The following is a 19013-nucleotide window of genomic DNA, read 5'->3' on the forward strand; positions in this document are numbered from 1 at the left end:
TCCGTCCGGGGTCAGGGGAAACACGTCCCCAAGCGGGTTTGTGCAACAAAGCCGTGTAGTACGAAACAAAAAGTGGTGGTTCACCCAACGGCTTGTCCAGAAAGCTGATTTCGCTCTTAAGAGAGCAGAACGCTATTTGATCGCCAGCTCCGATTACACGTCGATGCGCGGCGACACGTTCCGTGGGCTTAATATCAGCAAGCTTGTCGCTCCATCGGCCACCACAACTTAAAATTGCGGTCGTTGTGTCAATCATAGTGGAGGCCCTTTACTGGGAGTATTTCGCGCCAACGAAGTATCGCTGGTGTTTCATCCGGAAACAACGCGCAGCTAACAATTTTATTTTATGATTTCAATAATTATCACAAACGCCATACCTCGCCCTTGCGGCCTCCAACTTCTGGGTGGCGCGATCAGGGTGACGCCCGATTTCGCGTCCGATGTGGTCGGCAGTCCCTGCGATGAATGTTTGCAGCTGATCGGCACTTACCCCGTGTAGGCCTGCGCGTGCGATCATGCAGCCCGAGACTTGGGCGAGAAGCGTTTTATCGGCGACCGCCTTGCAAATCTCCCGTATTTCGTCTGGATCGGCCATGCTCGCTAGCTCGTCGAATTCACCGTCTAACGCGGCACGTGCTGCCACCCAAATCGGATGATCGGGCCATCGGGAGCGGTTGGTGTCCGAGGTCGGGAGCGTGAACCGCACCTGATCAAAGGCCGTCTCTATAATCTGTGGCAAGCGCGCTTTGAGGTTGCCCCAAGTGGTGACGCCCCAGCGACCTTTCAAGTGCTCTTTGAAAGCCCGCACCTCAACGCGCCAAACTTCGCTTTGTGCACGATCTTCAATCACAAGCGGGGCGTGACCGTCCTGTTGCCGCGCATCATTCCAAATGTTCAGCCAATAGGGCTTTTTCTTCGCGATAATCTCTGCTCGCTTGTCATAGAGGATCACTTGTCTGCCGGGGTTCTTACCGACCGTAATCGTTTCAACACGACCCGACTTGCCATCCACATCGATGGACAGATCCGCATGTTCGCGCACCTTGGTACGGGAGTGGGTGACGAAGTGGTCCCTTTGAGGCCGCAGGTCTGGAGCGAGAAAGTCAAAGGCGAAATCGACACGCCCGATACTTTCTGAACCAAGCTCGTAGTTCAGCTCCAACCTCTCTAACTTTTGCTCAAGGTCAGCGCGGACCTTTTGCAGACCATGCAAGGCGAGCGAGAGCGCACCGCAGGAAACCCAAACGCCCCATTCGTCACCATTGTCGCGAGGGTGTTTCAGAAACCAATTCTCGCCAAATGGGGTGCCGGGTTCGGTGCTACATCGATAGGCGTACCCTCCACTGGCGCCCGTTTGGGCAACGAGCATCGTCAGCCCATTATGGGTGAAGATGCCCACGTCCTGCTGGGCAAGTTTACTTTGCTCTTGAGCTTCCAGAAGCTTTGCAGCCACGGCTTCGTTGACGGTCAACGGGAACGACACATCAAGACCATCAAATCCTTTTCTTATTAATTTCATTTATCTTTTTCCTATTTTTGTATTTCTAGAGGGGGGTGTTACAAAGACCCCCCTTTTTGCGGGATCACCGCGCGGACCCACGCGGGCTGGTGCCCGCCGCCCCCACGCAGTGTTCCAGCCACTTGAACGCATCGAACGGCCCGAGCACGCTCCAGCGTCACCGTATTGAACGGCAATGGTCGGCGGTGATGCGGTGAATGCAGTAGCGGTGAACGGCGGCAATCGCAGTCTTGCAGGACACGCGGCGCAAAGCTCTACCGTCTCTGCGCTCTGCGTTCGTCCCTCCGGAACTGAGACTTGGACGTGATCACTCCCCCACCAACCGACACAAGCAGTCGCTGAGAACAGGGTGGATCGCGGTTCCAAGCGGTGCGCCCCTACGGCGTCGCTGTTCTGATTGGCAGGCCGCGTCATTGGGGGTTATGTTCCTGACGCCGCGCCTCGACCCACGCCAAGACATCCGTTTGGTGATAACGCACGGATTGCCCAAACTTGTGAAAGGCAGGCCCATGACCTGTCATGCGCCACTTTTGGATCGTGCGGACAGATTGGCAAATTAAGTCCGCGACCTGTTTCTCGTTTAGAAACGGGCGGGGAATGTCACTAGTATTCAAATAAGTCATCGCATCCTCATCGATTAATTCAATGAGGATTTGCTACGATAGGATACGTGGATTCAGCTAGCGATCCCGCTTGTTGAAACTCGCCAAGAAAGTTGCAGCATTTTGCATGTTGCTGACTGGAATGGATTTTTCTCGCACCCGCCTGCTGACAGTGCGGACTTGCGCAAATGACACATCGGGAAAAGCGACGCTCACAACATCAACACAGAACCGTGCGGCATTGGACAGTGGTGCATCGTCTGTGTGCCAATCCAAGGTAAATGGCGCGCCTGTACCATTCACGTAGGCTTGGTAGGCAGCCAACAGTAACAGTTCCAAGTCCTCATTGGCGGGCCGACCGCCTTGACCTCTTGCTACTCTCTCTGCGGTTTCAAGGTAGCAATCGAGCTTCGCAGACAACTCAGACAATTCTTCGATCAAGGCAAGTCCTTCGCGGTTCGTTTGCGCGATTGTCTTGAAAGACGCCAAAGCCGCCTCCGGTATGCTCTCGAAGTCGCCGGATTGGAGAATATCGACGTTTGGCATTAGCTTCTGGCAGGCACTTGCGCGTTCGACCAGAAAACGGGTTTCGGGCTCCAGAATGTTTATCTGACGGTCGAGCTTGTTAATGGTGCGGCGCAAGGCACCAAGTTCTTTCCGAGCTTCTGGGTAGCTTTTTTCGAAGCCTGTAGCGTTTGCGGCAAAGTTCAAAGTAAATCGCAGCACCGGAGTAAGCGCGTCTAAGAAACCATATCGTCGAGCAATCGGAGCGAAAACGTCCGTCGTGAAGGGTTGCTCAGGATCTGCCCCAGCATCAGCCATCGCCTGAGCGAACTGGATTAAAGTGTCTCTATTTGTCTGGTCGTCGCTCACTTAATCACCCGCAGATGGTTCTTCGGTTTAGACGCACCAAGGCTTGCAAAAATAGCCGTACTATTTTCCTCAGCGGCTGCACGGACAGGATCGTCGGCAAGGTGCGCATAGCGCAGGGTTGTTTGCAGTTGTGTGTGTCCCAAGAGGCGGCCCACCATTTGTATCGGCATCCCACCGGACACCGCTATCGAGGCATAGGTGTGGCGCAAATCGTGAATTCTGACGTCCTCAAGGCCCGCCAGTTCGCGGATACGTCGCCACGGTCGCTGCATATCGGTGATGTGCGTGTCCGGCAGCTTACCTTCGATAATGAACGGATTGCCCGCTGTGCGGGGAAGGCCATCGAGAACAGCGCGGGCGGCGGCAGGCAGAGGAACGCACCGCTTGCCCACTTTGCTGTCCGGTAACTCTAGCCCGCGCTCGGTCACATACTCCCACTTCGCCGTCTGAATCTCACCCAAGCGACATCCCGTAAGGAGCAGCAAACGAAACGCTGCTATAACGTGCGGCGTCTCGGAACCGTCGTCCTCACAGCGTTTGAGTACTTGGCCGAGGTGCTGAATCTCAGCAGCCGTCAGATACCGCTCCAGCTTGTTCTCCTTGTACTTGGGAACATGGCGGCAGGGGTTGGTCCCGTCAGGGCGCAGGCCCCAAAGCTCCGCCAAGTTAAACATCTTGGACAGGACCGAGAGCATCCGATTTGCTTGGATCGGCGTGTCGCGGTGGCGGTAGTGCAGGTTGGCAATGTCTTTGCGCAGCACGTCGGTGACTTTGAACATACCAAGCGCAGGGCGGATCATGCGGCGGATCGTGGAGGAGTAATCCTTGGCAGTGGACGGCTTCACATGCACTGCGACATGCACATCGAGGAAGCGGTCGCAGAGGTCTGAGACTGTGGGTGCGATCCGTTCAAGTGCAATCTGCTCAACCGGATCACTGCCGCCTGCAACTTGTCCAAGCATCTCTCGCGCTTGATCGCGGGCTTGCTCGACGGACACGACGCCGAAGCGACCGAGTGAGGCACGACGGGTACGTGCACCTTTGCGATACTGAACTTGAAACGTCTTGGTGCCGGACGGCATGACCCGAACGGCGAACCCAACGACCAGGGAATCCCATACGAAGTAAGACGTGTCTTTGGGTTTGAGCGCCGCAACAGCGCGTTTTGTGATCTTAGGCAAATCTCTTTCTCCAAATGCAGCCCGAAACCTTGGAAGCATAGTGGTCGCGGGCGGATGAAAACTGTGGAGTAAGAGATAGAAATCCGTCGTGAGCGGCGTCAAGAATAACAAAGTAAATACAGTAATTTAGCGCACGCAAGAGTAAGTGAGGGAAGTGTAAAAACGCGGCTTCTAATCAGCAGGTTTGGGGTTCGATTCCTCAAGGGATCGCCACTTTCTCTAAAACAACGCGTGGCGTAGTAGGCATAGCTTGTTCTGCTGCAGTACTCGCGTGACCGCATGCCGTTCAAAACGCACGACGACGCATCGAATCATAGCTCATCAAATGACCGTGGCCATTTCTGCCGCGCAATGAGCCGGTCACGCAATTGCTTTGCGAAACGCCTCAATCTCAGCTGTGCTGGCGGATTGACCTGTGAAGGCCAGCAAGTAGCCGGGCAAGCGGGAGAGGCGGATGTCGAGGCTTTCGGACAGCTCCAGCGCGTAGTAGCCGATCTGTTGATAGTATAGCACGCGGGCGCGGATATCAGCCTCGGCGGGGCTGTAATCATAGCGGGCAAACATATCGCGCAGCGCATCGGTGCGGGCCGTATCGCTACGGTCGATGACGGCGCGCACAGCCGGGTCGCGGCGTGACCATTCTCGCACCGCGAAATCCAGTTGATAGTTGAAACCCTCTGGACGCACGACGCAGATGAAAAAATTGCACAGCGCCTCGGTGATTGTGGCGGCGGGCAGGTTGGCGTGGTGGATCAGAATACCGGTGTTTGTTCGCTCCCATTCAGCCAAGAGTTGGTCCAAGAGGTCTTCGCGGCTTTTGAAGTACCAATAGAAGCTGGAGCGCGAGACGCCCAGCGCGGCCCCGATCTTCATGATTTTGACGTCCTGCACCCCGTTCGAGACCAAGATATCCATCGCAGCCCGCAGCCAATCCTCTCGGGTGGCTTTGGTCTGGGGAAGGGATGTGTCTGGACCGCTCAACTGACTGGAAACGCTCCGCCCTCAGCGGTGCGCGCGGCGATAAATGCGTTGAGCGCGCGCAGCCGTTCGGGGGTCACGTTGGCAGGGGGCTTGTGGGTTGCAACGATCTCTTGCCATAGGGCTGTCGCGCGGGTGGAGGCATCGAGCGCGCCGCGCTCTGTCCATGTGCCGAAGTTGGACCAATCCGCCACGACGGGCGCGTAGAATGCACTGGCATAGCGTTCCATCGTATGGGCGCAGCCGAAGAAATGCCCACCGGGTTGCACCTCCTTGAGGGCTTCGAACGCCATCGTCGCCTCATTTGCGGCGGTGGGCGTGCACAGCTCAGCCATGACCTGCACCATCTCCATGTCGGTGATGAATTTCTCGTAGGATACGCTTAGCCCACCTTCTAGCCAGCCCGCAGCGTGAATGATGACGGTAGCCCCAGCCATCAACGCGCCCCAAGCGCTGATCTCAGTTTCGTGGGCAGCTTGGGCGTCATTGATATTGGCCGCGCACCCGGCAGCGTTGCGCCATGGTAGGCCCAGGTGGCGGGCCATTTGCCCCGTCCCGAGGCTGGCCTTTACCTGCTCGGGCGTACCGAACGCAGGCGCGCCGGATTTCATATCAACGTTGGATGAGAATGAGCCGTACATCACCGGCGCGCCGGGATTTGCCAATTGCGTCAGGGTGATCGCGGCCATGGCCTCTGCGTGGCTGAGCACCAACGCACCCGCGACCGTGACAGGTGCCATGGCCCCCATCAAGCAGAATGGCGTGACCACAGACGGCTGACCGTACCGGGCGAAATCAATCAACCCCTGCGCCATTGGGATGTCGATCTGGCGCGGAGAGTTGGTGTTGATGATCGTATAACAGTGTGGCTTTGCGCGGAATTCAGCCTTAGACAGGTCGCGGAACGCGCGGATCATCTCAAAGCAATCTCTCACCTGTTCGGACCCGCGCGAAAACACAAACGGAACTTTGTCCGAAAGGGTCAGTTGCGCCTTGGTAAAGGCATAATGGCGGACCTCGGGCGCGATATCCTGCGGCTCGACCCCGGGGCTCAGCATTTGGATCGCATCAAAGTGCTGCACCATCTGTGTCAGCTCTTCGACATCACGTAGCGCGCCGGGGCGGCGGCCCCGCTTGAGATCGGTCACATTGGGCGCACCTGCCCCGCTTTGAAACGAGAGCGTACCGAGTTCCATGACGACTTCGCGCGGAGCAGTTCCGCCGTGAATCGTGAAGGATTTGGGCGCGGTCGCGAGGGCCGCATCCACGATATCTGCATCGAGATAGACCATATCGTCCACCACCCGCGCGCCCGCCGCCGCAAAAAGGTCCCGCGCCTCTGGCAACAGAACCTTGATGCCAAGCTCGCGCAGAACCCGCAGGGAGGTGGCGTGTAGCTCCGCCACCTCATCCTCCGAAAACACGTTTTGCGGCGTGAACGGATTGCGCAACTGGCGATAGTTGACGGTGCGCCGGGGCGTTGTGTCCGCCAGCGCGCGTTTGCGGCCGCGACGCATTGGGGGGGCTTGCTCCTGCATCAGGCCCCCCGCATGGCGTTGCCCGCCGGGTCGTAGGGAGAGGCCGCAATAACGGTCGCTCCCCGTTCCACACCCACGACGTGCATGGTTAATTCCGTACCCTCAGCAGCGCAGTCTTGGTTCACCATCCCCATTGCAAGCGATTTGCCCGTCGTGTGTCCGTACCCGCCCGAGGTCACGAAACCGACCTTTTCGCCATCACGCCAGATCGGTTCATAGCCGCTGGCATCAGCGTCCTTGGCATCCACTTCCAACGTCACAAGCACTTGGGCCGGGCCTGAGCCAGCACGCTCGGCCTCTGCCGCAGCTTTGCCGACGAAGTCCTTGGACCAGTCGATCCAGCGGTCCATACCGGTTTGCGCAGCGGTGTAGCCTTGGGTGAACTCAGCCGACCAGATGCCAAAGCTTTTCTCCAGCCGCAGGGACAGGAGCGCGTTGAAGCCGATCTCTTTGATGCCGTGGGCTGCACCTGCTGCCAAAAGCGTTTCGCGCAGGGTGATGTGTTCCGCCGCCGAGCAGTGGATTTCATAGCCCAACTCGCCCGCGACCGACAGACGCCCGACCTTGCACCGCAACATCCCGATGTCGAACGTGCCGCATCCCATGAACGGCAGCGTTGCGATGTCGTCTTGCGTCACGGCCTCCATGATCTTGCGCGCGTTCGGCCCAGAGACCGAGAACCCGACGGTGGCATCCGCGATGTCCGTGACGGTCACGCCGTCGTCCATGTGGTCATCGAACCAGCGCATGTGCCATTCGCGCAGATAGTAGCTGCCCATGATCCACCACGTCCCGTCGCCCCAGTTAAAGACGGTCAAATCCCCCTTCAGCTTGCCCGTGGGCGACAGCATCGGGGCCAGTTTCGCGCGACCGGGTTTGGGCAGTTTGGACGCCATGATCCGGTCAAGCCACGCCTCTGCGCCGGGGCCGGACACCTCAAACCGGGAAAAGCCTGAGATATCCAACAGGCCCGCGGCCTCACGGGTGGCTTTGCATTCCGCAGCCACCAGATCAAACGCGTTTGAGCGCTTGAGCGTGGGTGTTTCCTCAAACCCTTCAGGAGCGAAATAGAGGGGCATTTCCAAGCCGTAGCTTGCCCCCCAACGCGCGCCCGCCGCCGACATCGCATCATAGGCTGAAGCCTTTTTCAGCGGACGCCCTGCGGGGAGTTGTTCGTTCGGGTATGTCATCACAAAGCGCCGGGTGTAGAACTGGCCCGTGGTTTCGCGGATGAACTGGCGGTTTTCGGCAAACTTGCCATAGCGCGCGACGTCCATACCGAACACGTCGGCCTCTGGCTCACCGTGGATCATCCACTCGGCCAGCGATTTGCCGACGCCGCCCCCCTGTAGGAAGCCTGCCATCACCGCACAGGCGCACCAATACCCGGGCTTGCCTCGCACCGGCCCGACCAGCGGGTTCCCATCGGGTGAGAACGTGAACGCCCCGTTGACCCACGTTTTCACACCGACCTCTTGCAGCGCCGGGTAGCGTTCAAAACCAAGGATCAATTCATTCTCGATGCGGTCGGTCTGTTCTTGGAACAGCTCCATCCCGTAATCCCACGGCGCGCCATCCAGCGCCCAGTGTTCGTGGTCAATCTCATAGATACCAAGCAGAACGCCCTTTTGGTCCTGCCGCAGATAGGTAAAGCCCTCTAGGTCCACGGTCATGGGGACCTCGAAATCCAGCTCTTCTAGCTGTGGGATCGTGTCCGAGATCAGATAGTGGTGTTTGAGCGGCGCAACCGGCAGTTCTATTCCCGCCATACGGCCCAACTGCTTGGCCCATAGCCCGCCTGCGTTCACCACATGCTCACACGTGACAACGCCCTTATCAGTGATCACGCGCCAGCCGTCTTTGGTCTGTTCCAAGGCTTCGACCTTGGTATGTTCAAACACAGATGCACCGCGTTTCTTGGCTGCAATCGCGTAGGCTTGGACGGTGCCGGTGGTATCAACATAGCCCTCTCGGTCGGCCCACATGCCGCCCAAAAGGCCTTCGGGGGACATGATGGGGCACAATTCATGCGCCTCTTCCGGTGTCACGAGACGGCAATCCTCAATCCCGATGGATTGGAACGTGCGATACGCCGATTGCAACCACTCCCAGCGGTCGGGCGTGCCAGCCATGGTCAGCCCGCCGGTCATGTGCAAGCCGATGGATTGGCCGGATTCCTTCTCAATCTCGGGCAAAAGGTCGATCGTATAGGCCTGAAGAGCCGCGATGTTGGGGTCCGCGTTCAGCGCGTGGATGCCACCCGCCGCGTGCCACGATGACCCCGCCGTCAGGATTGACCGTTCCAACAGACACACGTCATCCCAGCCAAATTTGGCCAAGTGATACAGGACTGAGGCGCCGACAACGCCCCCTCCGATGACAACAACGCGGTAGTGCGATTTCATGACAAGCCTCCCAGAATCAGTCCGTTTTTAAAAACGCTAGGGTCGAAATCTCGATCCGTCTAGACACTTGTGTCTAGACCGCTGCATCTGGTCCTTTCGAAACCTGCGCGCTAGGCTTTGAAAAACACTCTAGCGGAGCGCCTATGTCCCTCGTTTTTCCTGCACCTGAGCCCTTTGTTGTCCCCGTTGTGGGCAGCGACGCCCTGTTCCCCGTGAGCCGGATTTTCTGCGTTGGGCGCAACTATGCCGCCCATGCCGCCGAGATGGGTAACGAGGTGGACCGTGAGGCCCCGTTTTATTTCACCAAGACCCCTGTGAACGCCCTACTCACGGGTGCAACGCTGCCCTACCCGCCCGGCACCGAGGATTTTCATTACGAAATGGAGATGGCCGTGTATTTGAACGGCACGGAGGTGTTTGGTTACGGCTGCGCGCTGGATATGACCCGCCGGGACCTGCAAATTCGTGAGCGGAAAAAGCAACGCCCTTGGGATCTAGGCAAGGATCTTGAGGGCGGCGCAGTAATGGCGCCCATCACACCCGCCGCAGAAGTGACTGACATCCACACCCATCACATTGCCCTGACCCAAAACGGCACCGAAAAGCAAAGCGCGCCGATTGCGGATATGGTCTGGTCCGTGCCCGACCTGATCAGTCATCTGTCCGGCTTTTATACGCTGCGCCCCGGTGATGTGATCCTGACGGGCACACCTGCGGGCGTTGGCCCCGTGACCCCGGGCGATGTGCTGCGCGGCACGATCAACGGGCTGGCACCAGTTGACCTAACGATCACTGATCCAGCCTGAAAAAACGCTGGCTCGGTGGTGCGCGCTCGGGCAGACTTCCGGGTACCGTGGGGAGATGAGAGGACACCGCCATGAACCGTCGCACCATTTTGGGCGTCATCGCCGCCGCCGGCCTGTGCCTTGCGCATCCCGTTCAGGCACAAGACGTCACGCTGAACCTACACCAGTTTTTGCCGGCCCAAGCCAACGTGCCCAAGCTGATCCTAGACGTTTGGGCCGATGCGATTGAAGCGGACTCAGACGGGCGCATTCAGATCAACCGCTTCCCCTCCATGCAGTTGGGTGGTGTGCCGCCGGAACTGATGGACCAAGCAATTGACGGTGTCGCCGACATCATCTGGACCGTGGTCGGGTACACGCCCGGCCGCTTTCCCCGCACGGAGGTGTTCGAACTGCCGTTCTTCGTCAGCGATGCCGCCGCCGCATCCAGCGCATATTGGCAGATGTACGAACGCCATATGCGCGACACGGAATTTCGCGATGTCCACGTGCTGGGCACATGGGTGCATGGCCCCGGGGTGATCCACTCACAGGCTCCGATTACCGCGCCCGAGGATATGACCGGCGTCAAAGCGCGGGGTGCCAGCCGAATGGTGAACCAGCTTTTGGGCGAACTGGGTGCCACGCCCGTGGGCATGCCTGTGCCTGCTATCCCAGAGGCACTATCAAAGGGGGTAGTGGATGCCGTGACAATTCCGTGGGAGGTCACGGGCGGGCTAAAGGTGCCCGAATTGGTATCCAACCACACCGAATTTGAGGGCAACATGCTGTACACACTGACCTTTGTGTTGGCGATGAATCCGGACAGCTACGCTGCCCTGCCCGATGACCTAAAGGCCGTGGTCGATGCGAACTCTGGCCTAGAGTTTTCGGTCAATGCAGGCCGCATCCAACAGGACGCAGATGCCCCGGCCCGCGCGGTGGCAGTTGCACGTGGAAACACGATCACGACAATCACCGATCCTAGCGATTGGGTCGCCAAAACCGCGCCCATCTACACCGCGTGGATCGCTGAGATGGAGGCCAAGGGCATCGACGGACAAGCGTTGATTGACGAAGCAAAGGCCCTTATGGCTGCGCACGGCAACTAAAGCGTCCAAGGCCGGGCGTTCGCTTGGAGGGGTCGGGCATGATGCACCGGGCAATGATGACAGTCTGCCGGGCGATGGCCTTGGTTGGCGGGTTGGTGTTGATCGCGCTGATCACCCTTGTGTGCGTGTCGATCATGGGGCGCGCATTGAATGGCGTGCTGCACGGCATGGGCGACTTTGCGCTGGCCAAAACCCTTTTGAACCTTGGCATCGGACCTGTCACCGGCGACTTTGAGCTGGTTGAGGCGGGCATGGCCTTTGCGATCTTTGCCTTCTTGCCGCTGTGTCAAATAACGGGGGCACATGCCTCGGTCGATATCTTTACCTCCAAACTGCCGCCATGGGGCCTGCGGGTCCTGAAGGCTGCAATTGAGGTCCTGTTTGCCACGGTCTTAATCATCATCGCGCTGCAACTCTATGAGGGCACGCAGTCCAAGATGCGCTCGGGCCAGACGACATTCCTGCTGCAATTCCCGATCTGGTGGGCCTATCTCGCCAGCTTGTTTGCCGCGAGCCTTGCGGCGCTTGTGGCGTGTTACATGGTCGTGCTGCGGTTTTGGGCCGTGCTGACTGCGGATGAAAGCCTGTTGGAGACCGACGCACAATGACCCCATTGGAAATAGGCGCATGGTCCTTTCCAGCCCTTCTGGTCCTCATCTTTTTGCGGGTCCCAATTGGGTTGGCCATGTTCTCAACAGGGTTTGTTGGGCTGTACCTCGTGACAGGTTCCACGAACTTGGCGCTCGCGCGGCTCAAATCCGAAAGCTTCACGACATTCTCGAACTACTCGCTTTCGATTGTGCCGATGTTCCTGTTGATGGGATATTTCGCGACCGTTGGCGGCATGTCGCAGGCGTTGTTCAAGGCGGCTGAGGGGTTTTTGGGGCACCGGCGCGGTGGTGTAGCGATGGCCGCTGTTGGGGCCTGCGCGGGCTTTGGCGCGATCTGCGGATCATCGCTGGCAACGGCGGCGACCATGGGTCGAACCGCCCTGCCCGAACTGCGCCGCTACGGCTATTCCGGCGGGTTTTCGACCGCAACATTGGCGGCGGGCGGCACGTTGGGTATTTTGATACCACCATCCGTCATCCTTGTGATCTATGCGATCCTAACGGAGCAAAACATCGCCAAGCTGTTTCTGGCGGCTCTTGCGCCGGGGTTATTGGCCGCAGCGGGCTACATGCTGACGATCTCGATTTATGTGCGGCTCTATCCGAATGCTGCGGGCACAAAACCCGCCGTGCCATGGGCCCAGCGCTTTGATGCGTTATGGCGGGTTTGGCCCGTTTTGATGGTGTTCCTAACGGTGGTTGGCGGCATCTATGGCGGTATCTTTACCCCGACCGAGGGCGCGGCCGTGGGCGCAATGGGCACTGCGCTAATCGCGCTTAACAAGGGTGGGCTATCGGGTCGCGTGTTAACCGAAGGGTTGCTGTCCACCGCGAAAACCACCGGGTTTATCTTTTTCATCGTGCTGGGGGCCGCGTTCTACAATGGGTTCCTCGCACTGACGCGGGTGCCCCAAGAATTGTCGGCCTTTGTGGTGGAGCAAGGCTTTGCCCCAATGGTCGTGCTGTGCCTGATCTTGGTGTTCTATCTGATCTTTGGCTGCCTGATGGACAGCTTATCCATGATCCTGTTGACCGTACCGATCTTTTTCCCCGTGATCTCAGCGTTGGATTTCGGCATGACGACAGAGCATGTCGCGATCTGGTTCGGCATCCTTGTGTTGATTGTGGTTGAGGTCGGGCTGATCACACCGCCGGTTGGAATGAACCTGTTCATTATCAACGCCATGGATAAAACCACATCCATGATCGAAACCTATAAGTCGGTTCTGTTCTTTGTCGCTTCGGACATCGTGCGGGTGATCATTTTGGTCGCTTTCCCCGGCATCACATTGTTCTTGATTGCGCCATGACACCCATCATCTTTGACCTCGACGGGACGCTTTTGAACAGCGCGCCCGACATCCAAGCCGCCGTTAATCGCCTGATGGGCGAGATCGGCCAAGAGCCGCTTGATCTGGCAACGGTGATCTCATTCATCGGCAATGGGATCGGCGTTTTGTGCGCCCGGGTTGCTGAGCATCATGGCCTATCCGCCGCGGATGTGCCCGATCTGACCGCGCGATTGTTGGCGCACTACAACGCGGAGCCGGCAACGCTTACACACGCCTATCCGGGAGTGTTCGAGGCCCTGTCAGAGCTGCGCACGCGCGGGCATCCGATGGCCGTTTGCACCAACAAACCCGAGGCCCCTGCCCGCAAGGTGTTGGCGACATTCGGGCTGGACACGTTCTTTGAAACTGTGGTCGGCGGTGACACATGCGCGACCCGCAAACCGGACGCAGGCCCCTTGCGTGAAACGATGGCGCGGCTTGGGCACACCGACTGCATCTATGTCGGCGACAGCGAGGTCGATGCCGAAACGGCCAAGGCCGCAGGAGTGCCATTCGTGTTCTTTACCCACGGGTATTGCCACGTGCCGCCTGCCACGCTGACCATCCACGCGACCCTGACCGACTGGACCGATTTGCCCGGGATCGTGGCGGAGCTGACCGCCTAGCGGGGCCTAAACCTTTGTTAGAAAATCGATCAAGGTGCGGTTGAAGGCGTCTGGCTTTTCAAGATGCACCGCATGTGCGCAATCGGGAAACACCGCCAGACTGGTGCGGGGAACCGTCTGCCACAATTGTTCGGTTTGCGGCCACGCATAGGTGCGGTCTCGATCCCCCCAAATCACCAACGTCTCAGGCTGTAGCTGCGCCAACGCATCCACGCCGGACCACGCCTGCATTGCGTCCAAACCCGCCAGCATTGCGTCTGGGCCAGCTTGCTCTGCGATGGCCGCGCATTCCTCATACCCGGGCGATTGGGCGCCGTGTAAAAACCAACTGGCCGCGATACGTCGGGCGGTTGTGCGCGGGCCGTCCGATTGAGCGCGCGCCTTGCTTTGCGCAATGGTTTCGAACCGCCCCGGCAAAACGCCCAGCGCGCCAGTCGAGTACAGGATCAACTTGTCGATCCGCGTGCCCGCGCGGCGCGCGACCTCTTGGACAATCATACCACCCATGGAGTGCCCCAACAGGTTGAAACGATCCACGCCAAGGGCGTCCAACTGATCCACTACCCAGTCCGCGAAGGCCGGGATAGACTGGATCGCGGGCAAATGCGCATTGCGGCCAAACCCCGGCAGGTCCAGCGCGATCACATCACAGGTGCCCGATAGTGCATCCACTTGGCCCTGCCACTGCGCGCTGCCGCCCAAAAACCCGTGCACCATGACAAGCGGTGTCACTTTCGCTGCCCCTGCACGATGCGATCAAGGATCATGGCACAAAACAGAATGGCAAAGCCTGCGAGGATACCCTGGCCGACGTTGGCATATTGCAGCGCCTCAAGGACGTCCTCGCCCAGCCCCTTCGCTCCGATCAGCGAGGCCACAACAACCATTGCAAGCGACAGCATAATCGTCTGATTGATGCCCGCCCGGATCGAGGGGCTGGCCAGTGGCAGATCCACGCGCGTGAGCAGATACCACTTGTTCGCCCCAAAAGAGATCGCGGCCTCACGGACACTTTCGGGGACGCCGCGCAGACCCAACACCGTTAGGCGCACAACCGGCGTGCCGCCAAAGATCATAGTGGTGACGACGGCCGCCGGTTTGCCGGTGCCAAAAAACGCAATCACCGGGATCATGAACACGAACGCGGGCATGGTTTGCATGAAATCCATCACCGGCTGGATCGCGGCATAAAACCGAGGGCGTCGCGCCGCGAACATGCCCAGTGGGATGCCGATCAGGATCGACAGGCACGCAGCGGTACCCAAAAGAGCCAGCGTCGTCATCGCCTTTTCCCAAAATCCCAGAAGCCCCATGTAGGACAGGAATGCGCCGGAATAGATGGCCATCCGCACCCCCGCTGTGAGCCACGTCAAAAGGATGATCAGCGCCGCGATCACGATCCATGGTGTACTGACAAAGACGATCTCAAGCGCGTCCAGCACGAGCCTGATCACGAAAGTAATCCCGTCGAACAGCGCGTCGCCGTTTAGGACCGCCCAGTTAAAAAAGTTCTCAACCCAATCGATGCTAGCTAGGCGGATATCGGGGTCCGTTGGAAAGGCGCTCAGCAAGGTAAATCGCCCCGGCAGGCTGTAGTGCAGCATTGCGGCGAGCACGATTAGGGCCATGAAAACAGCACTGAACACCATTTGCGATACGGGCATGCCCGACCGGATAGATCGGTCAGAGATCCAGTCCGAAAAGCGCGCCTCTAGTGCCCAGTTCGCGACGGTGGCCTGCGCGGCCTTGGCGAGCAACAGAATACACACCCCGATCAAAACGATCTGTGGGCCTTGGGCGGCCAAGGCGGCGGCTTCTTCGCGGATGCCCCCTATATTTTGCTCGAGGCTTTCGACGGCGCGGCGGAACGCATCCACCCGGTCAGAGCCTGCTTCAATCGCGGCGGCCAATTGCTGACGGCGCAAGTCGAGCGTCCCCTCAATGGAGGCAATCCGCGCCATCGCGTCGGCCCCCAAATCTCCGAACAATCCGCGCGCGATCTGCACCAAGGCCAAAGCCTCAAGGATCAAAAATGGCAGCGCCCATGACCAAAGCCCCCGCGCCCCAAACCAGATCGGGCCAAACAGCCCCGCCATCAGGTTGAACGTCGGGGTAAAGCGAGCCGAGGCGCCGATCTTGTTGAAGTTCTTGATGTAGTAATCCGGGTTGGTGCGAACGAAGGTGCGGATGTTATCGCGCCGCTCTTTTGCATAGGCGATGGCCGCGTCGCTGTTGGGATCGTCGAGAGGGTTTACAGTCGCGTCCATCATGAGACCTCCGTGCCTTCGATGACCGTGCGCAGCAAATCTGCACGCGTAATAATGCCGACATCTGCCCCAGCTGCGTTCACCACGATTGGGCTGTCGTCATCAATCGCAAGGGTGATCAAGTTGCTGAGCGTTTCGTGTCCATCGACGCGAGGGGCATCAACCGTGATAGGGCCGTTGTGGGCCATGTAGGCCGCAATAGGCTGCATCACCGCATGGGCATGTACGACCTTTAGCCGCGAAATGCCCGCCACGAAGTCGGCCACGTAATCATCGGCGGGGTTCATCACGATATCTTCGGCGGTCCCGATCTGGACAACTTTGCCGTCCCGCATGATTGCGATCCGATCGCCGATGCGCACGGCCTCATCAAGGTCATGGGTGATAAAGATGGTTGTCTTTTTGAGGATCTTGGACAGCCGAATGAATTCGTCCTGCAACTGCCGCCGGATCAAAGGATCAAGCGCTGAGAAAGGTTCATCCATTAGGAGGACATCGGGGTTCGCCGCCAAGGCGCGCGCCAAACCGACCCGCTGCTGCATCCCGCCCGAAAGTTCATGCGCGAACTTGGAGCCCCAGGCCCCGAGCTCAACAATATCAAGGATAGCTGCGGCTTGCCGCATCCTCTCATTCTTGGCAACTTGGCGGATTTCGAGGGGCATGGCCACGTTGTCCAAAACGGAGCGGTGCGGCATCAGAGCAAAGTTCTGAAACACCATACCAATCTTGCGGTTGCGAAAGGCCTGAAGCTCTTTGGGAGCGAGGGCCATTACATCGGTGCCCTCAATCTCAATCTTGCCAGCGGTGGGTTCCAACAAGCGGTTGAAATGGCGCACGAGGGTCGACTTGCCGCTGCCCGATAGGCCCATGATGCAGAAAATCTCACCACGGTTCACGGATAGGCTGACGTCAGCGACGCCGACAACCGCGTTGAACTCCGCAAGAACCTCGGCCTTGCTCAGGCCACGATCCTGGATCGCCTTTAGCGCCAGTTCGGGCCTGCCGCCGAAAATCTTCCAGACGTTTGAAATCTCAATGACGCGGTCGTCACTTTTCATATTGGCCCCACCCACCGTCAGGAATGTCGGCACAGGTTGCTGCCCGTGCCGACGTTTGTGTTGCGCGACGCGGCTCTAAAGGCCCAGCATCGCATCCACGCGGTCCGAATTTGCCGCAACCCATTCCGCCGCCACATCCGCAGGTTCACGACCATTGGCGCTGATCTCAAAGGCGAGACTGCTCACGTCATCTGCGGTCAGTTCAAAGTTGGCAAAGAACTCCGCAATCGCGGGCGAGCGGCCCTCAAGCGAATTCGACCAAGCAATTTGCACCTGCTTGAGGTCATCCTTGCTTGCGACCATGGATTTTTCGTACCAATCCGCGTCGTCAGAGGGTTGGAACATCACGTACTTTTCAGGGTCATAGGCAGGTTCCGTCAGCATTGTGACGTCGAACATGTACCACACGGCGTGTGGCTCATAGCAGTAGAACGCGTAGCCTTCGCCCTTGGCGATACTGTCCTTGATGCGGGCAGTTTTGACGGCTTCTTCAGCGCGGATCGGCTCCAGAAAATCAAGAAGGCCGTAGTCACGCACCTTGACCTCATTCACGTTGGCAGAGGCCCAACCGGGCGCGCCGATCCACATTTCACCAAGGCCATCGCCGTCACTGTCCATCAAGGCCGCCACATCCGGACGCCCCAGATCAGCGATGTCCGTGATGCTATTAGCTGCGGCGAAATCCTTGGACACGCAGAAGCCTTGGTTGCCCTGATACGGGTTCGACGAAAGCGTCACTGTTCCGGCCTCATCCACGTATTGCTTGGTAAAACTTTCTTGGTTGGGCAGCCACACATCTGGGTGCACGTCGATGTCACCCTCCCCCTGATCCATCGCCTGAAAAATCGTGGCGTTGTTGCCGGGGACATAGTCGACCGTCCCGCCGATGCGGGTCGTGACGACTTCGCCCAGAACGTAGGCAATCGCTTGGGCGCCAGTCCAGGATGGAACGCCAATGTTCACGTTTTCCGCAAAGGCGGGCACACCAATCACGCTTACCAGCGCGGCGGCCATCAAGTTACGTTTCATAGTCATTTTGTGGATCTCCTTGTTGGTCAATTTTTGATTTTTAGGTAGTCGTGTAGCCGGGCAGATCGAAGGTTTCAGGATAGCCGAACAACGCCGCGCTGCCGCCGGTGTGGAGAAAAACAACATTGTCCATCCCCGCAAAGTGGCCGTTTCGGACCAGATCGATCAGCCCATCGAGGCCCTTGCCGGAGTATACTGGATCGAACAGCAGGCCCTCGGTTTCGGCGAGCAGTTTGATCGCCGCGACCATTCCGTCTGTGGGTAGGCCATAACCCGCACCGACGTAGTTACAGTTGGCTCGGACGTCGGAGCGTGCAATTTGTGCCGACGCGCCAAGATGCGCCGCGGTCCGCTGCGCGAGGTCATAGACCATGCTCTCTTGTTTCTCTTGCGGGGCGCGCACCCCGATGCCGAGCAAATGGATATCGCTTTGCAACGCAGCCAAGCCCGCGACGAGGCCCGCCTGAGTGCCCGAACTGCCGGTAGCGTGTACCAGTGCATCAATCTTGAGGCCCATACCGTTGGCCTGTTCGACCAATTCCCGGGCGCAGTTCACGTAGCCCAAGGCGCCAATGGGGTTTGAGCCGCCCCCCGGGATGACATAGGGGGATTTCCCCTTTGATCGGAGCGTTTCGGCAAGGTCCTCCATCTCGGTCGCCATGTCGGTGCCCCCGCTCCGCTTGGAGACGGTTGCGCCATGCAGACGGTCCAACAGAACATTGCCGCTCATGATATAACTGGGGTCGTTTGAGCCGGTGCGATCCTCAAGGAGTATATGACAGGCCATGCCCAGCTTGGCTGCGGCGGCTGCTGTTTGGCGTGCGTGATTGGACTGTGTTGCGCCTTGGGTGATGATCGTGTCGGCGCCGTGGGCCTGGGCGTCCGCCATCAGGTATTCCAGCTTGCGGGTTTTGTTGCCGCCAGACGAAAGCCCTGTGCAATCATCCCGTTTGACCCAGAGACGCGGGCCGCCCAGCAGCTCGCTTAATCGGTCCATCGGTTCGAGCGGTGTCGGCAGGTGGCCCAATTGAACCCGTGGAAACCGAGCCAGTTGGATCGCAAGATCCTTGCACCGGCTGGCCGTTAGATCCGCGATCT

Annotated in this window: 18 protein-coding genes; 5 read left to right on the forward strand and 13 right to left on the reverse strand. The window is 58.8% G+C overall.

Annotated features, from left to right (window positions below):
* The 8 genes from THS5294_RS18480 to THS5294_RS00540 form a co-directional block, all read right to left on the reverse strand.
* A partial coding sequence (locus THS5294_RS18480; protein WP_233486371.1) for a hypothetical protein occupies positions 1 to 256 on the reverse strand: 256 nt, incomplete at its 3' end.
* A 96-nt stretch (positions 257 to 352) separates the two neighbouring features.
* Positions 353 to 1519, reverse strand: coding sequence for a hypothetical protein (locus tag THS5294_RS00510; protein WP_058122184.1), 1167 nt, complete (start codon positions 1517 to 1519; stop codon positions 353 to 355).
* 410 nt (positions 1520 to 1929) lie between these two features.
* Entirely contained in the window at positions 1930 to 2142 is a 213-nt protein-coding gene (locus THS5294_RS00515) for a helix-turn-helix transcriptional regulator (protein WP_058122185.1), read from the reverse strand.
* A gap of 57 nt (positions 2143 to 2199) precedes the next feature.
* Entirely contained in the window at positions 2200 to 2994 is a 795-nt protein-coding gene (locus THS5294_RS00520; protein ID WP_133244398.1) for a hypothetical protein, read from the reverse strand.
* Positions 2991 to 4175, reverse strand: a complete 1185-nt coding sequence (locus tag THS5294_RS00525; protein WP_058122186.1) for a site-specific integrase — start codon at positions 4173 to 4175, stop codon at positions 2991 to 2993. Before THS5294_RS00525 ends, THS5294_RS00520 begins: the two co-directional genes overlap by 4 nt.
* 360 nt (positions 4176 to 4535) lie before the next feature.
* Positions 4536 to 5156 (reverse strand): TetR/AcrR family transcriptional regulator, encoded by a 621-nt coding sequence (locus THS5294_RS00530; RefSeq protein ID WP_058122187.1) that lies wholly within the window; start codon positions 5154 to 5156, stop codon positions 4536 to 4538.
* Complete coding sequence (locus THS5294_RS00535; protein WP_199484372.1) at positions 5153 to 6691, reverse strand: trimethylamine methyltransferase family protein; 1539 nt, start codon at positions 6689 to 6691, stop codon at positions 5153 to 5155. Before THS5294_RS00535 ends, THS5294_RS00530 begins: the two co-directional genes overlap by 4 nt.
* Entirely contained in the window at positions 6691 to 9096 is a 2406-nt protein-coding gene (locus THS5294_RS00540; protein ID WP_058122189.1) for a GcvT family protein, read from the reverse strand. The genes THS5294_RS00535 and THS5294_RS00540 overlap by 1 nt, the downstream gene beginning before the upstream one ends.
* 143 nt (positions 9097 to 9239) lie before the next feature.
* On the opposite strand from THS5294_RS00540, the gene THS5294_RS00545 reads away from it, so the two are divergent.
* From THS5294_RS00545 to gph, 5 genes are all read left to right on the forward strand, one after another.
* Complete coding sequence (locus THS5294_RS00545) at positions 9240 to 9902, forward strand: fumarylacetoacetate hydrolase family protein (RefSeq protein ID WP_058122190.1); 663 nt, start codon at positions 9240 to 9242, stop codon at positions 9900 to 9902.
* Positions 9903 to 9973: 71 nt separating this feature from the next.
* Positions 9974 to 10993 carry a TRAP transporter substrate-binding protein gene (locus THS5294_RS00550; protein WP_058122191.1) on the forward strand — a complete coding sequence of 340 codons (1020 nt, stop codon included), beginning with the start codon at positions 9974 to 9976 and terminating at the stop codon, positions 10991 to 10993.
* A 38-nt stretch (positions 10994 to 11031) separates the two neighbouring features.
* Complete coding sequence (locus THS5294_RS00555) at positions 11032 to 11601, forward strand: TRAP transporter small permease (protein ID WP_306434187.1); 570 nt, start codon at positions 11032 to 11034, stop codon at positions 11599 to 11601.
* A complete protein-coding gene (locus THS5294_RS00560) occupies positions 11598 to 12914 on the forward strand; it encodes a TRAP transporter large permease (RefSeq protein WP_058122192.1) in 1317 nt (438 codons plus the stop codon). Before THS5294_RS00555 ends, THS5294_RS00560 begins: the two co-directional genes overlap by 4 nt.
* Complete coding sequence (gph, locus tag THS5294_RS00565; protein WP_058122193.1) at positions 12911 to 13561, forward strand: phosphoglycolate phosphatase; 651 nt, start codon at positions 12911 to 12913, stop codon at positions 13559 to 13561. The genes THS5294_RS00560 and gph overlap by 4 nt, the downstream gene beginning before the upstream one ends.
* Before the next feature lie 6 nt (positions 13562 to 13567).
* Here gph and THS5294_RS00570 read toward each other — a convergent pair whose 3' ends face one another.
* From THS5294_RS00570 to cuyA, 5 genes are all read right to left on the reverse strand, one after another.
* Complete coding sequence (locus tag THS5294_RS00570) at positions 13568 to 14293, reverse strand: alpha/beta fold hydrolase (protein WP_058122194.1); 726 nt, start codon at positions 14291 to 14293, stop codon at positions 13568 to 13570.
* Complete coding sequence (locus THS5294_RS00575) at positions 14290 to 15831, reverse strand: ABC transporter permease (protein WP_058122195.1); 1542 nt, start codon at positions 15829 to 15831, stop codon at positions 14290 to 14292. The genes THS5294_RS00570 and THS5294_RS00575 overlap by 4 nt, the downstream gene beginning before the upstream one ends.
* Entirely contained in the window at positions 15828 to 16886 is a 1059-nt protein-coding gene (locus THS5294_RS00580; protein ID WP_058122196.1) for a quaternary amine ABC transporter ATP-binding protein, read from the reverse strand. The genes THS5294_RS00575 and THS5294_RS00580 overlap by 4 nt, the downstream gene beginning before the upstream one ends.
* Positions 16887 to 16961: 75 nt before the next feature.
* A complete protein-coding gene (locus THS5294_RS00585) occupies positions 16962 to 17921 on the reverse strand; it encodes an ABC transporter substrate-binding protein (RefSeq protein ID WP_038003991.1) in 960 nt (319 codons plus the stop codon).
* Between the two features lie 34 nt (positions 17922 to 17955).
* Complete coding sequence (gene cuyA, locus THS5294_RS00590) at positions 17956 to 18972, reverse strand: D-cysteate sulfo-lyase (protein WP_233486375.1); 1017 nt, start codon at positions 18970 to 18972, stop codon at positions 17956 to 17958.
* Positions 18973 to 19013 lie beyond the last annotated feature (41 nt).

Origin of the sequence: Thalassobacter stenotrophicus, from assembly GCF_001458315.1 — a bacterium.
Lineage (GTDB): Bacteria > Pseudomonadota > Alphaproteobacteria > Rhodobacterales > Rhodobacteraceae > Thalassobacter > Thalassobacter stenotrophicus.

Excerpts from the sequence above, each read along its gene's own strand:
- THS5294_RS00510 (WP_058122184.1), bottom strand. The coding sequence starts at position 1,519 with ATGAAATTAATAAGAAAAGGATTTGATGGTCTTGATGTGTCGTTCCCG.
- THS5294_RS00515 (WP_058122185.1), bottom strand. The coding sequence starts at position 2,142 with ATGACTTATTTGAATACTAGTGACATTCCCCGCCCGTTTCTAAACGAG.
- THS5294_RS00535 (WP_199484372.1), bottom strand. The coding sequence starts at position 6,691 with ATGCAGGAGCAAGCCCCCCCAATGCGTCGCGGCCGCAAACGCGCGCTG.
- THS5294_RS00540 (WP_058122189.1), bottom strand. The coding sequence starts at position 9,096 with ATGAAATCGCACTACCGCGTTGTTGTCATCGGAGGGGGCGTTGTCGGC.
- THS5294_RS00545 (WP_058122190.1), top strand. The coding sequence starts at position 9,240 with ATGTCCCTCGTTTTTCCTGCACCTGAGCCCTTTGTTGTCCCCGTTGTG.
- THS5294_RS00550 (WP_058122191.1), top strand. The coding sequence starts at position 9,974 with ATGAACCGTCGCACCATTTTGGGCGTCATCGCCGCCGCCGGCCTGTGC.
- THS5294_RS00555 (WP_306434187.1), top strand. The coding sequence starts at position 11,032 with ATGATGCACCGGGCAATGATGACAGTCTGCCGGGCGATGGCCTTGGTT.
- THS5294_RS00560 (WP_058122192.1), top strand. The coding sequence starts at position 11,598 with ATGACCCCATTGGAAATAGGCGCATGGTCCTTTCCAGCCCTTCTGGTC.
- gph (WP_058122193.1), top strand. The coding sequence starts at position 12,911 with ATGACACCCATCATCTTTGACCTCGACGGGACGCTTTTGAACAGCGCG.
- THS5294_RS00575 (WP_058122195.1), bottom strand. The coding sequence starts at position 15,831 with ATGATGGACGCGACTGTAAACCCTCTCGACGATCCCAACAGCGACGCG.
- THS5294_RS00580 (WP_058122196.1), bottom strand. The coding sequence starts at position 16,886 with ATGAAAAGTGACGACCGCGTCATTGAGATTTCAAACGTCTGGAAGATT.
- THS5294_RS00585 (WP_038003991.1), bottom strand. The coding sequence starts at position 17,921 with ATGACTATGAAACGTAACTTGATGGCCGCCGCGCTGGTAAGCGTGATT.